The organism is Pseudomonadota bacterium, assembly GCA_010028905.1.
In the GTDB taxonomy this organism is placed as follows: domain Bacteria; phylum Vulcanimicrobiota; class Xenobia; order RGZZ01; family RGZZ01; genus RGZZ01.
On sequence record RGZZ01000104.1, the window covers coordinates 1 to 12,885 of the forward strand.

General features: G+C 65.5%; 11 protein-coding genes. 4 read left to right on the top strand and 7 right to left on the bottom strand.

Features of this window, described 5'->3' with window-relative positions; translation table 11 throughout:
* Positions 1-146: 146 nt before the first annotated feature.
* From EB084_09575 to EB084_09585, 3 genes are all read left to right on the top strand, one after another.
* Complete coding sequence (locus EB084_09575) at positions 147-1,358, top strand: YihY family inner membrane protein (GenBank protein NDD28498.1); 1,212 nt, start codon at positions 147-149, stop codon at positions 1,356-1,358.
* A complete protein-coding gene (locus tag EB084_09580) occupies positions 1,358-2,512 on the top strand; it encodes a hypothetical protein (protein ID NDD28499.1) in 1,155 nt (384 codons plus the stop codon). Before EB084_09575 ends, EB084_09580 begins: the two co-directional genes overlap by 1 nt.
* A 554-nt stretch (positions 2,513-3,066) precedes the next feature.
* Entirely contained in the window at positions 3,067-4,389 is a 1,323-nt protein-coding gene (locus EB084_09585; protein NDD28500.1) for a DUF2252 domain-containing protein, read from the top strand.
* Positions 4,390-4,404: 15 nt separating this feature from the next.
* On the opposite strand, the gene EB084_09590 is transcribed toward EB084_09585, so the two are convergent.
* The 6 genes from EB084_09590 to EB084_09615 all read right to left on the bottom strand — a co-directional run bounded on the left by EB084_09590 (position 4,405) and on the right by EB084_09615 (position 11,077).
* A complete protein-coding gene (locus EB084_09590; GenBank protein NDD28501.1) occupies positions 4,405-4,932 on the bottom strand; it encodes a hypothetical protein in 528 nt (175 codons plus the stop codon).
* Between the two features lie 65 nt (positions 4,933-4,997).
* Positions 4,998-5,795, bottom strand: a complete 798-nt coding sequence (locus EB084_09595) for an alpha/beta fold hydrolase (GenBank protein NDD28502.1) — start codon at positions 5,793-5,795, stop codon at positions 4,998-5,000.
* Position 5,796: 1 nt separating this feature from the next.
* Positions 5,797-8,454, bottom strand: a complete 2,658-nt coding sequence (locus tag EB084_09600) for a formate dehydrogenase (protein NDD28503.1) — start codon at positions 8,452-8,454, stop codon at positions 5,797-5,799.
* 24 nt (positions 8,455-8,478) lie between these two features.
* Positions 8,479-10,032 carry a 4Fe-4S dicluster domain-containing protein gene (locus tag EB084_09605; GenBank protein ID NDD28504.1) on the bottom strand — a complete coding sequence of 518 codons (1,554 nt, stop codon included), beginning with the start codon at positions 10,030-10,032 and terminating at the stop codon, positions 8,479-8,481.
* On the bottom strand, positions 10,029-10,691 hold the full coding sequence (locus EB084_09610; protein ID NDD28505.1) for a nitroreductase: 663 nt from the start codon (positions 10,689-10,691) through the stop codon (positions 10,029-10,031). Before EB084_09610 ends, EB084_09605 begins: the two co-directional genes overlap by 4 nt.
* Before the next feature lie 2 nt (positions 10,692-10,693).
* Positions 10,694-11,077, bottom strand: coding sequence for a hypothetical protein (locus EB084_09615; protein ID NDD28506.1), 384 nt, complete (start codon positions 11,075-11,077; stop codon positions 10,694-10,696).
* Positions 11,078-11,190: 113 nt separating this feature from the next.
* Between EB084_09615 and EB084_09620 the strand changes: the two genes are divergently transcribed.
* Positions 11,191-12,453 (top strand): tyrosine--tRNA ligase, encoded by a 1,263-nt coding sequence (locus EB084_09620; GenBank protein ID NDD28507.1) that lies wholly within the window; start codon positions 11,191-11,193, stop codon positions 12,451-12,453.
* Positions 12,454-12,462: 9 nt separating this feature from the next.
* Here the strand turns inward: EB084_09620 and EB084_09625 are convergent, their stop codons facing one another.
* The gene (locus tag EB084_09625; GenBank protein NDD28508.1) at positions 12,463-12,885 is read right to left on the bottom strand and encodes a dimethyladenosine transferase; all 423 of its coding nucleotides are present in this window, start codon (positions 12,883-12,885) and stop codon (positions 12,463-12,465) included.

Genomic DNA, 12,885 nt, shown 5'->3' on the forward strand with positions numbered 1-12,885 from the left:
GCCGAGCCATCTCTGATGCCACTTCCGCGCTACTAAATGGCGACCTCGCATTAGCTCAACAGGTAATTAGTGGTGATGAGCCACTTAATGAGCTAAATGCCGGCATTGAAGACAAATGCTTCCTCATAACTTCCACCCAAGCTCCTGTGGCTCGTAAATTGCGTACTGTCATGAGTGCCGTTCGAATGGCCACTTCCCTTGAGCGCATGGGCGATCTTGCGGTACACATTGCCAAGCAGGTGAGGCTTCGATACCCGAATCCAGCTATTCCAGCTGAACTGGTTGCCACATTTAGCAAAATGGGCACATCTGCTTTGAAGATTGTGCAGGAAACGGGCAAGGTTATTCAAGACAACGACGCAAGTATGGCCGAGCAAATCGCAATCTACGATGACGAATTGGACAAACTACATCGTGAACTATTCATGACAGTACTATCCGATAGTTGGGAACATGGTGTTGAAGCCGCCATTGATGTGACCCTGCTGTCTCGCTTTCTCAACCTGACGCGCGAAGTGGTCGCTCGGTACCTGTCCTGCGATTGCGGAATGCGTGCGGCGTCACTGGCCTATTTCGGCCTGGCGGGGCTGTTCCCGTGCATGTTGCTGATGCTCACCGTCGTCGGGCACTTCGTCTCGAGCGACGTGGCCCAGCAGCGCCTCGTCGAGATCCTGGCCTGGTACGTTCCCGTGCCGGCCCTGCGCCCTTTCGCCCTCGACAACCTGCACGCACTGGTCGAATGGCGCGGGGTCATGGGAGTCACCAGCCTGCTGCTTCTGCTCTGGTCTTCGAAGGGCACGTTTCTCGCGGTGCAGCGAGGCCTTTCGGTGGTCTGGGGGCTTGAGCGAAACCACCACCAGGTCGTGGCGTATGGACTGTCCATCTTCTACACCGTGTTGGTGGGCCTGCTCCTCGTGCTGCAGTTCTCGCTCATCGCCACGATGCGCGCCGCTGTGACCTGGCAGGTTCCGCTGGTGGGGCTATCTCCCACGTTTGTATCGACCGTCTGGACGACCACGGCGTTTCTGATCTCGCCCGCCGTGCTGTTCACGATATTCTTCCTGCTCTTTCGCTTCTCGACCCCGGAGCGCCCACCTGTCGGCGCAACCTGCGCGGGGGCCTTCTTCTCTGCTCTCTGCTATCGTGTCACAGAGAGCGGATTCATCGCGTATCTCGCCTCGTTCTCTCGCGCAACCGTCTTGTACGGGGCCGCCTCTGGGCTCGTGGTTCTGATGCTGTGGATGTATCTCACCGCGAACATCTTCTTCATCGGTGGCGCGCTGATTCATGTTCTCACGTCTGCATCGAAGTCGCGCGGGGGCGTTTGCGACATCGCTTGCGAAGAGACGCCGCCGTGATGATCCCACAAAGACAGGGCAGAGACTCGAGGAAGCGCACAGTGAAGAGGTGGCGGGCACTGCTTTCGCTCTTGCTGGTGCTCGCCTGCGCCGCAGCTGTGCGGGCGCGCACGCCCGTGCGCGTGGTTGTGGCGGGCGATGCGCCTTTCGTTGAGACACGCGGTTCGGTGGTTGATGGCGTTTCTCTTCGAATCTGGCAGGGGGTCGCACAAGATGCGAAGGTGCCGTACACGTTGAGCCGCGCCAGCAGCGTTGACGACGCGCTGAAGCAGGTCGAGACCGGAGCCGCAGACGTGGCTGTGGGGCGGGTCACGGTAACATCGCGCCGAGCGCGAAACATTGCGTTCACCGTGCCGTACTACACGACAACGCTCTGCGTCGCGACCATTCCTGGCGACGTCTCCCCGTTGAGCTATTGGAGACCGGTCGTGCGCGGGCTGCTCGGGTTCATGGCGGGCCTTGTTGTGCTGCTCTTTCTGATCGGTAACATCATCTGGTGGCTCGAGCGTCACCACAACAGCGAGGTCTTTCCCCGAGGCTATCGCCAGGGTCTGGGGCAGGGCATGTGGCTCGCCGTGGTGACCATGACGAGCGTGGGCTATGGCGATGCGGTTCCGGTCACAGTGGGCGGCCGGATCGTAGCCTCTGTCTGGATGCTTGTGGCCATGCTCTTTGCCTCAACGGTCACGGCCAGCATCACGTCTTTCTTCACCGAGTACAGGCTCACAAAGCACACCATCGATACGCCGCAGAAGCTGCTCGGAAGGTCTGTTGCCGTACCCTTCTCAAGCACTGCGCAGGGGTATGCCACCCGATTCGGGGCTTCGGTGACGGCAGTACCGGATGTGAGCGCTGCCCTTGCTCTGCTGCAGGGTCACAAGGTCGACGCCGTGCTCTACTACACCACTGAGCTGCGCTATCATACGAGGCTTCACAGCGACTTCCCGCTGTCGCTCGTCTCCCTGCAGGACGCCCGCGCCGATCTTGCCTTCGCGGTGCGCAAGGGCTCCGACCTTGACGACGAGATCGACGAATCGGTGCTGCGCCTGCGTGAGAGCGGTGAGCTCGAGAAGATCGAGGACGAATACCTTCATGGCCTCGAGGGCACCGCGTCAGGGATGTCGCAGGACGTGTACCCCCAGAGCTCTCGTTGAGCTTTATTGTGGGGGGGTGGGGTCTGGTTGCCCAGGCACGGTATGTCACAAACACCCCAACCACGCTGTTGTCTGAGCATTGAATACCTTCCCTCGCTTCCTCGTGCGGCGTCGTTGGAATGCGTCTGTCTCTCTGCTCGAATTCGTCGTGCGAATCTGCCGCATGGCCTCAGCATCGGTAACCCGCCATCGCAGTCGCGTCAGGTGGAGGCGGCCCTGGCCTACGAGCCCGCTGGAATGTCCCCCACGGTGTCGTGGTGGACACGGCGCCGCGCCTCTCCGCATCGATGCTCCCGTATTCTGCCACGTCAGACGGGCCCGTCGGTCTGTCGAACTGCGGGGGATTGCGCTTTTCGTCGAGGAGGTGTACCATCTCATGAATCGACACGACCTGATTGTGACAGCGTGTCACCCGCGCGGAGGGATGCGTGCGCCGAATCGAGCCTGCACACAACAGCACAGCCGTGCTTCGTCCGTCGTTCGCACAGCGTGCTTGTGAGCGCCGTGAAACGCCTGACAGCCGCTGTGACACTCCACGCGACGTTGCTGAACCGTTGACCACCGCCCCTTCGGAGGCGCCTGCAGAGTCATCGGTGAAGCGCCCCGCTGCAGAAGCGACGAGATTCGCAGATGCGTTCAATGCAGGCCTCGGACTGCCTCCCGACGTCCTTGCGCGCAAGCAGGCCCTGATGAGCAGCAGCCCCCTGAAGATGGCGCGATGCGTGCCAGCGCTTTTTGTCTCTGACGTTCTGGCGCCGTATTCGTCTCTGGCTGCGCTCTCCGATCGCCAGGCTCCGGTCGTTCAGATCGACGGCGACTGCCATTTTGGCAACTTTGGTGTCGTGTGCGGCCCCGACAAACAGGCGGTCTGGGGCCTCAATGATCACGACATGACGTGTAAAGGCAGCCCCGCCTTCGATCTCGACAGACTGGCCTTCAGCCTGGTCAGTGAGATGCGCCAGCAGGGATTCAATGTCGACAAGACATCAAAGGTGGTCACACATCTCGCGGCGGCCTATCTTGCCGAACTGGCGTCAGTCGCTGAGGACGCCTCGCGAAACAGGCCTTATCTCGAGGCGAATGAGACCGAAGGGATTCTGAAGAGGCTCATCGAGAAGGCCGATGGCGTCTCGCGCCGCGACTTCATCGAGAAGATCGCCAAGTCGGACGCACACGGGGGCTGGACCTTCCTTCACACCGACAGCGTTGCTGCCGTGACCACGGGCGAAGCCACTCCCGTGACGCAGGCGCTGCATCGCTACGACGAGACGCAGGGAAAGACGCCCACCGCGGCTCGCCCGCTGCGCATTCTGGATATTGCCCGCAAGACCGACAGCGGGGGGAGCAGCTTCGGTCAGCCTCGGTACTGGGTCCTCGTCGAGAACGCCGATGCATCGAATCCCCCGATCGTTCTCGAGGTGAAGCAAGAGCTTCCCGCCCCCCTGGTCGATTGGAACGGCGACCCGGCCACGGCCGCGCGTGCTTCGAAGCCGAACTGGACCGGCAACCTCCACAAAGCTGATGCGATGCAGGTCGTGCGTGGACAGGCGGCCATGGGCGGTGATCTCAATCCCATCACGGGGACAACCGAGATCGACGGGCTCTCTTATCTCGTGCGCGAGCGTGAGCCGTGCAAAGACTCGCTTTCACAGGGTGATCTCGAGAAGGTCAGCGACTTCGTCACGGTGGCAGAAGCCAGCGGCAAGGTTCTGGCCAACGCCCACGCGCGCAGCGAGGCGGGGGCGAAGGCCTTGCTGGCGTGGGCGGGAGACGGGCACCGCTTTGCTGAACGCCTCGATGCGTTTGCACAAGCCTACGCTACGCAGGCTGAGCAAGATCTGAGCGCCTATCGACAGGCGCACCCGCAGGGCGCATAACGGCCCTGCCTGACCTCAGCGCAGGGCGACGAACTCGCGCGGATCGATTCGGAGCTGCGGTTGGTCGTGGTGCAGCGCTGCGAGGTTCGTCCAATCGGTGATTCGCTTCGACGTCTGATCGAGCCTTGAGGCTTCTCGTTCGACGCCGCGCCCTGCAAGCACGCCGGCGAGCACGCCTCCTACCCCGAAGGCCACAGTGGCCAACGGGTGGCAGTGGGTGAGGGCTGCGGCGGCGAGGGGGCATATCACGGGGCCAGCGACGATGGAGGCGAGCCCTATGGCAGCCGAGAGGTCGCGCAGGCGACTCGCTTTGCTCTGCATGGCCGCTGAAATCGTGTTCAGGCTGTCTTGTGGACTTCCGATTCGCAGAAGCTCCTTGCTGTCGTACGCGGAGGCGCGCATGAATGCGTCGACGTCGCGCGCAGCAACCCGTGTGCGTGGTGCCAAGGCAACAGCCCTTCGCGCGTCGGCGAGCGTGGCGAGCAGATCGGCTCGTGTTGGTGTGTATGATCCGTGATAGATGACCAAGTGCGTGACCCCCATAGATCTGGGGAGAGCGTACTCGCGTCGTCTGAAAGATCTGTGAAACCCGGCCTCGGTAGCGAAGCTCAGGGCGCGGTGTGCTCGAGAACCTGTGTAGCGAACCAGTCCGGCTCCTCGAGATGGGTGTTGTGGCCCGATTGCGAGATCGCCAGCCGGGCCCCTCTCACGCCGTCGACCAGAGACTGCACTCGTTCAACGGGGCAGAGCAGATCGTGGTGGGCGCCGATCACCAGCGTGGGCGCGGTGATGCGGGCGAGCAGCGGCGTGCCGTCGAAGGTCTTGCAGGCATGCATCTGCGCGCGAAAGCCCTCGACCTTCATCTTGTACGGGTTGTTGTCGGCCAGGGCCACCATGGTCTCGATGAAGCCATCGTCGGCCAGGCGCGGCGGTGACCAGCTCCAGGGAACGAAGATGCGCGTGAGGGCGCCGCTCGAGATCTCGGGGCACTCGGTCCACACCCGCTCGACCGATTCGATGAAGCGCGCAGAGGCGTTCGCCATGGTCGCGGCCGTGCTGTAGAGCACGAGACGGTCGACGCGCTCCGGATGGGCGGCCGCGAAGCTCATCGCAACCGAGCCCCCCATCGAGTGGCCCACGAGCGAGGCCCGCGCCACGCCCAGCGCGTCGAGCAGTCCCTTCAGGTCGTCGCGCATCTGCTCGATGGTGTACAGACCGGGCGGCGCGTCAGAGCGCCCTGCGCCGCGATGGTCATAGATGATGACGCGGTGGCGCGCGGCCAGGCGCTCTGCGGTCGAGAACCAGTACCCGAGGTGGGCCCCCAGGCCGTTCACACAGACGAGGGGAGCGCCCGAGCCCCGCTCCTCGACCATCAGCTTCACTTCGTTGACGTCGACGTGCGGCATGTCAGAGCTTGAACGCCTCGTCGGTGGGGCGCACGGGGCGCTTCAGCCACAGGGGCCGTCGCAGCCCGTCCGGCCCGGGTGCGGGGCGTGTCATCTCCTTCCACTTCAGATAGATCTCGAACGACTTTGTGGTATCGACGTACACGTCACCGTAGGCATCACCCGGGTGCGCCTTCTCGATGCGCACCTTCTGGTGCCAGCAGTGCATGCCGCTGATCGGATCGGGGTGCACGGGGAAGGTGATGTTCTGGTGCACGCCCGCGTCGGTCCACCAGATGCGCGCGCTGTCCTTGTCTGATGAGACAAAGGGCGCGATGCCCTCGACCTGGCGCATCATGTACCGCCCCTCGCCTTGCTCCTCGATGCGCACCACGGCGGTGCTCCAGCGCTCGCCACCGCCATCGCGCTGCAGACGCCAGCGGCCCAGGTGATGCGAGCAACCCACCACACCCGGACGAATCCCCTCGGTGGGCCAGACCCGCAGCACGAACCAGCCGATCTCGGTGGTGACGCGCACCAGATCGCCCTCGGTCACGCCCAGGGCCGTGGCGTCGCGCGGATGCATCCAGAGCGGGTTGCGATGGGCGATCTCGTTGAGCCACTTGGCATTGCCGGAGCGGCTGTGGATGAGCACGGGCAGGCGGAACGTGGGCACCAGCAGGTACTCGCCCGGGCCGATCTGCGAGCGGTGCACGTGGCTCATGATGTAGCCCGGGAGCGCGTGCTCGGGCCAGCCCCAGTCGCGCATGGTGGGCGAGTACAGCTCGAGCTTGCGCGACGGCGTGGGCCAGCCGCCGTCTGCCTCGTGCTTGCGGTACACATCGCGCTTCACCTCGAAGGCCCCGTACTTCGTCATGTACCCCCACGGGTCAAGCCCTTCTGCGGCCGCCGCCTCTGGCAGGCCAGGCACCGAGTTCTCGAAGATCCAGCGGTAGTACTCGTCGATGGTGATCTTCTCGCCGGGGCGATAGGGCGACTCGAAGTACTTGCGAACCCCCAGCGACCCGTCCGGATCGGCGCGCCACGACAGCTCGATCCAGAGCTCGTCCTCTTCCCAGACCTCGCCCGGGTTGGCGTCGCGGGTGTCGCGAACCGGTCGCCCCATGCGCTCGAGGGCGCGGCGCAGCACCGGCTGGCGGAACGAGATCCACTGGCCGCTGTGGGTCTCCTGCGACATGAGATCGTGTCGCTCGGCCGCCATGCCGGTGGGCAGAACGTAGTCGGCATACCACGCGGTCTCGCTCCACGTCGGCGTGATGGCCGCGTGAATCCCGATCTTCGATTCGTCGCGAAGGGCTTCGATCCACGAGAACCCGTCCGGATAGGTCCAGACCGGATTGAACACCCGGGTGAAGTAGAGCGAGAGCTTTCCGCGCCCCTCTTTGAGCAGATGGGGGAGCAGCTCGCTCATCTCGTAATGGGCCAGGGGCCACTCCCGGGGGAACAGCAGCTCGCTCCACATGGTCTGCGCGGGGGGCTTCACGAAGGGCTTCGGAACGAACTTGTTCCAGTCGTGGGGCAGCACGCCGCCCTCGGTGCCCACGCTTCCGGTGAGCACGTTGAGCAGCATCAGCGCCCGCGAGACCTGCCAGCCGCCGAGGTTCCCGCTGGCGGCGTTGCGCCAGACATGCGAGGCGAAGCGCGACCCTGCGGCGCCGATCTCGCGCGCCACGTCGCGGATGACCGCAGGGTCGATGCCGGTCTCGCCCGCCGCGAACTCGGGGGTGAAGCCCGCGTACTCGGCGGTGAGCTTCTCCTTGAAGGCCTCGAACGTGTCGGGGCTGTCCGGGTGGGCCTCGGCCATCCACGCGCGCCAGTTCACCTGCGCCTCGACGTACGGCCAGTCGACGAGCCCCTCCTCGATGAGCACGCTGGCCATGGCGAGCAGCAGCGCGGCCTCAGAGCCGGGCCAGGTGGGCAGCCACCAGTCGGCCATCGACGCCGTGTTCGAGAGACGCACGTCGATCACCGCGATCTTTGCCCCCGCCATCTTCGCCTCGATGATGCGCTGGGCGTGGGGGTTGAAGTAGTGCCCCGCCTCGAGGTGCGACGACAGCATCAAGATGAAGCGCGCGTTGGCGTAGTCGGGCGAGGGGCGATCAGAGCCCATCCACAGCTGGTAGCCCGTGCGGGCGCCGCCTGAGCAGATGTTGGTGTGGCTGTTGTGCCCGTCGACCCCCCAGGCCTGCAGCACGCGGTCGATGTAGCCATCGTGGCCGGGGCGGCCCACGTGGTACATCACCTCGGTGCGGCGGTCTTCGACGAGGGCCTTGCGCAGCTCGGCGGCGAGGTGGTCGAGCACCTCATCCCACGAGACCCGCGCCCACTTTCCCGAGCCGCGTGGCCCCACCCGCTTGAGGGGATGGAGGATGCGCTCCGGGTCGTCGGTCTGCGCCATGGTGGCCGGCCCCTTGGCGCAGTTGCGGCCGCGGCTGCCGGGGTGGTGGGGGTTGCCCTCCATCTTGCGGATGGTCATGTCGGCCTTGTCGACGAACGCCAGCAGCCCGCATGCGGCCTCGCAGTTGAAGCACACCGTGGGCACCAGCATGTAGTGCTTCTCGACCTTGCGCGGCCAGGCCTTGGGATCGTACTCGACCACGTCATCCCACTTCTCTGGTGGGGGATAGGCGGTGATGGGCACGGGGGGCGGCGTGTTCATGTGGCGCGGGTTCCTTCGATGGGCTCAGCTCAGGGGAATGGCCTGACCGGCTTCGATGAAGACGTGCTCGTACATCACCAGGCCCGCCAGGGCCAGCAGGCTGGCCACGCTCCCCAGCGGGGTGAACCAGAGCAGCAGCAGCGGCATGAGATGCCCCCCAAGCACGATGCCGCCCCAGAACGTCTTGCGATAGAGGCCACGGGTGATGAGCGCGGCGGCCTCGCGGGCGCCCGGGGTGAGGCGCTTGCGTGTCGCGGTCGTGAGCCCCGTCTCGTGGGGGATGAGTGCGAGCAGGTCGATGAGCAGCGCGACGCCGAGCGTGAGCTTGCAAGCGGCCGCGGTGGTGACGTCGAGGGGCAGCAGCGACAAAAAGGCCGCGCCCGCGATCAGGGCCTGGGTGAGCAGGTGCCAGGGCAGCCACGGCGATCGCCAGAGATCCCGGGCCTCGCACTGGCGGAAGAGCCAGGCGGTGTACATGGCGGTCATGGCGCCCAGCGGGAGCCCCGCGGCCACCAGGCCATCGAGCAGCACGGGCGGCACGCCGGCCAGCATGGGGGCGAGGGCAGACGAGGCGGTCGCGGCCGAGGCCTGGGTGCTCCACCACAGCGCGGCCAGCGCGGCGCTGAGCACCGCACCGTACCCCATGAGCACGAAGGCCCCCTTCACGAGCCACGACTTCCACTGGGGTCTCGTGATGATGCTCAAGAACATCTTTGGGCGCTTCAGATCGGCGATGAGCAGAACGGTGGTGACCGCAAGGAAGAACAGGGCGAGGGCGGCGCCCACGCCGAGGGTGACAGGGTTTCGATGGGTGCGGTCGAGCAGCCACAGGGCGCCCGGAATCACAAAGCATCCGCTGGCCAGGGCCTTCGTGACGAGGTAGGCGGTGACGCGACTGCCCCACGGCCGCTCGTGCCCCACGTCGTAGGTGCGCGTCGCCGTCGTCTCGGCCACCTCGAGGGGAATCGGGGGAACGCTGCTCTGGCTCCACATGTACTCGGCCCGCGGCGGTGCCGCCAGGGGGTTGAGGCTCGCCGGATCGCCTTCGACGTAGCGCAGCTGCGGTCGCGTGCCCTTCTCCGGCGCGCGCACCGACGTAGGTTCGCCCGCCATGATCTTGCGGATGACCGAGCCCGGATCGTCGAGATCGCCCATCACGATGGCCTGCTCCGGGCAAACCGTGACGCACGGCGGCTCCCGGCCGATGTCGATGCGATGGGCGCAGAAGTTGCACTTGTTGGCGGCCCCCGTGTCGGGGTCGATGAACAGGGCGTCGTAGGGGCAGGCCTGCATGCACGACTTGCAGCCGATGCACACCTCCGGGTCGAAGTCGACGATGCCGTTGTCGCGCTTGAACAGCGCGGTGACCGGGCAGATGTCGACGCACGGAGGACGCTCGCAGTGATTGCAGCGCATCACCGAGAAGTGGCGGCGCGTATCGGGGAATTCGCCCTTCTCGATGTACTTCACCCAGGTGCGAAACCGCCCCAGGGGCACGTCGTGCTCCTGCTTGCAGGCCACGGTGCATGCGTGGCAGCCGATGCACTTGCGGTTGTCGATGAGGAAGCCGAGCTTCATCGAGGCGTGTGGTTGCCCCAGGTGTCGAAGTGGATCGATTCGCGTGGCGGATTGCGCTTTGCCGGCTTGAAGTCATCGCCCGTGTAGTACGCGATGGGCAGCAGCACGGTCTGGGTCACGTCGTCTGGGATTCCCAGGGCCTTCGCCACGTCTGTCTCGTGCATGATGTGCAGGGTCGTCCAGGCAGAGCCGAGACCGCGCGCGCGCAGCGCCAGCATGATCGACCAGGCCGACGGGAGGATCGAGCCGTAGCCTGCCGCCTGCATGGCGAGCGGCTGCTGATCGAGTCGACCGGTCAGGCAGCCGATGAGGAGCACGGGAACGTCTTGCATGCGCTCGGCCAGCCACGAGGCCGACGCAGACACGCGCATCTGCTGGTCGCGGTTGGGGCTGTCGGGGGCGAGGTTCGGGTGTTGCGCGGCCATGGGCACATACACCGCAAAGGCTTTGCGGTAGGCGTCGGCGATGGCCTTCTTCTTCTCCGGATCGGTGACGACGATGAAGTGCCAGTGCTGCGTGTTTGAGCCGCTGGGGGCCTGCATGCCGATCTCGATGCACCGCTCGACCACGTCGAGGGGCACGGGTCGGGTGAGGTCGAGGCGCTTGCGCACCGAGCGGGTGGTGGTGAGAAGATGGTCTACGGTCTGCAGATCGAGCATGGTCAGCACGCCTCCCGGGGGATTCGCTTCGCCAGGGGGCAGGCGGCCAGAAAGCCTCCCACCGCCAGAGCGCCGAGCACCAGGCCGCCCACGATGAGGCCGCGCTGGGGGTCGATGACGCCGCGCCGCACACCTTCGGCGGTGGCGATGCCGTCGACCAGGTCGACGCCCATGCAGGCCTCGATCCAGCCGCGAGTGGCGCCGCTCCTGCGTGCCGCGATGGCGAGCCCCATTCCCAGGAAGAGGTCGCGCCCCCCGATCATGCGGGAGGCGACGATTGTCCCTTCGTCGACTCCGAGTCCGAAGGCTTCGGCGATGGGCGCGGGCGCCACCATGGCGACGGCGCCGAGACCGATCCGGCTCCAGGCGTAGAGTTCGAGCAGCACGTGGTTCGTAGACCTCCTCTTGGCGTCTGAGAGGGGCTTCGCCGTGCGATTCCGGGTTCCCCTGTGGGGGCGGGGGAAGGAACCGAGCGCCAGGGCCAGAACCATCGCCCATCATGCACAACCAACCGCTTTCCACCGCTTCCGCCGCTCCTGAAGTCGACTCCGCCCTGCAGGCCGAGGTCGACCGCGACCTCGAGTTCCTGTCGCGGGGCGCCGCCGAGATCATCTCGCGCGAAGACCTGCGGGCCAAGCTGCTCAAGAGCAGGCAGACGGGCACGCCGCTGCGCATCAAGCTGGGGCTCGACCCGACGGCGCCGCACATCCACCTCGGGTTCGCGGTGGTGCTGCGCAAGCTGCGCGCGTTTCAAGACCTGGGGCACGACGTGGTCATGCTCATCGGCGATTTCACCGCGCGTGTCGGCGACCCCAGCGGGCGCAACGAGACGCGCCCCGTGCTGACCCAGGCCGAGATCGAGCAGAACGCCACCACCTATCGCGAGCAGTTCGCCGCCATCCTCGACTCGAAGCGCACCATCGTCGAGTTCAACTCGACCTGGCTTGGGGCCATGTCGTTCGCTGACGTCATCGGGCTGGCCGCGAAGTACACCGTGGCCCGCATCCTCGAGCGCGACGATTTCACCAAGCGCTACAACGAGGGGCGCCCCATCCACATGCACGAGATGCTCTACCCCCTCATGCAGGGCTATGACTCGGTGGCCCTGCGCTCTGACGTCGAGCTGGGGGGCACCGACCAGAAGTTCAACAACCTGGTGGGGCGCGAGCTGCAGCGCGAGTACGGGCAAGAGCCCCAGGTGGTCTTTCTCATGCCCATATTGGTCGGCCTCGACGGCAAGGAGAAGATGTCGAAGTCGAAGGGCAACTACGTGGGCATCACCGAGCCTGCCAATGCCATGTTCACCAAGCTGATGCAGCTGCCCGATGCGTGCATGCGCGACTACTACGTGCTCTGCACCTACGTGCCCATGCCCGAGGTCGAGGCCATGTTCGCCGAGCTCGCGGCGGGCACGGCCCACCCCATGGATCTCAAGAAGCGCCTGGCCCGCGAGATCATTGCCATCTACCACTCGGCCGAAGCGGGTCTGGCGGCCCAGCACGAGTGGGAGCGCGTGGTCTCGCAGGGTGAGCTGCCCCGCGACATCCGCGAGGTCACGGTCGAGGCCGGCGAGACCGGGGTGGCCAATCTGGTGAAGGCCGTGGGGCTCGCCCCCAGCAGCCGTGAAGCGCGCCGCCTCGTCGAGCAGGGTGCGGTGGAGATCGACGGCGTAAAGCACGCCGACCCGCGGGTCAACGTGACCCCTGCGAGTGGCATGGTGGTGCGCGCCGGCAAGCAGTACGCGCGGGTTCGCGTCGGCTGAGGGGCGCGCCTACGTCTCGCCGAAGTGCTTCGCCATTCGCTCGAGGGTGGCCCGGATGCTGTTCTTGTTGCGACCCATCGCGCCCGTCAGTTCGAGCAGGGCCGCGGCCTTGCTGGTGTTCCAGTCGAACTGCTCGGTGACCTGGGTGCCGCCCTCGGCGGGCTCGAGCATGTAGCGCCAGACGTGCCCACCAAAGTGTCGCCACGCGATGCGCCGGGCTTCCTCGAACTCGACCACCTCGTTGGTGATCTTGTAGGGCAGACCGATCCTCATGTCCATGCCGAACTGCGCTCCCAGCGAGAGGCGCTTCGGGGCGTCGCTGCGGGCGTTCTTCACTGTTCCTGACCCGTCGATGACGGCGTGCATGGCAGGGTCGGCGAGCAGATCGAATATGACTTGCGCAGGGGCGGGGACGAAGCGAGTGACCGAGAT

Coding starts and splice junctions, on each gene's coding strand:
- EB084_09580 (NDD28499.1), top strand. CDS start 1,358: ATGATCCCACAAAGACAGGGCAGAGACTCGAGGAAGCGCACAGTGAAG.
- EB084_09590 (NDD28501.1), bottom strand. CDS start 4,932: ATGGGGGTCACGCACTTGGTCATCTATCACGGATCATACACACCAACA.
- EB084_09595 (NDD28502.1), bottom strand. CDS start 5,795: ATGCCGCACGTCGACGTCAACGAAGTGAAGCTGATGGTCGAGGAGCGG.
- EB084_09600 (NDD28503.1), bottom strand. CDS start 8,454: ATGAACACGCCGCCCCCCGTGCCCATCACCGCCTATCCCCCACCAGAG.
- EB084_09605 (NDD28504.1), bottom strand. CDS start 10,032: ATGAAGCTCGGCTTCCTCATCGACAACCGCAAGTGCATCGGCTGCCAC.
- EB084_09610 (NDD28505.1), bottom strand. CDS start 10,691: ATGCTCGATCTGCAGACCGTAGACCATCTTCTCACCACCACCCGCTCG.
- EB084_09620 (NDD28507.1), top strand. CDS start 11,191: ATGCACAACCAACCGCTTTCCACCGCTTCCGCCGCTCCTGAAGTCGAC.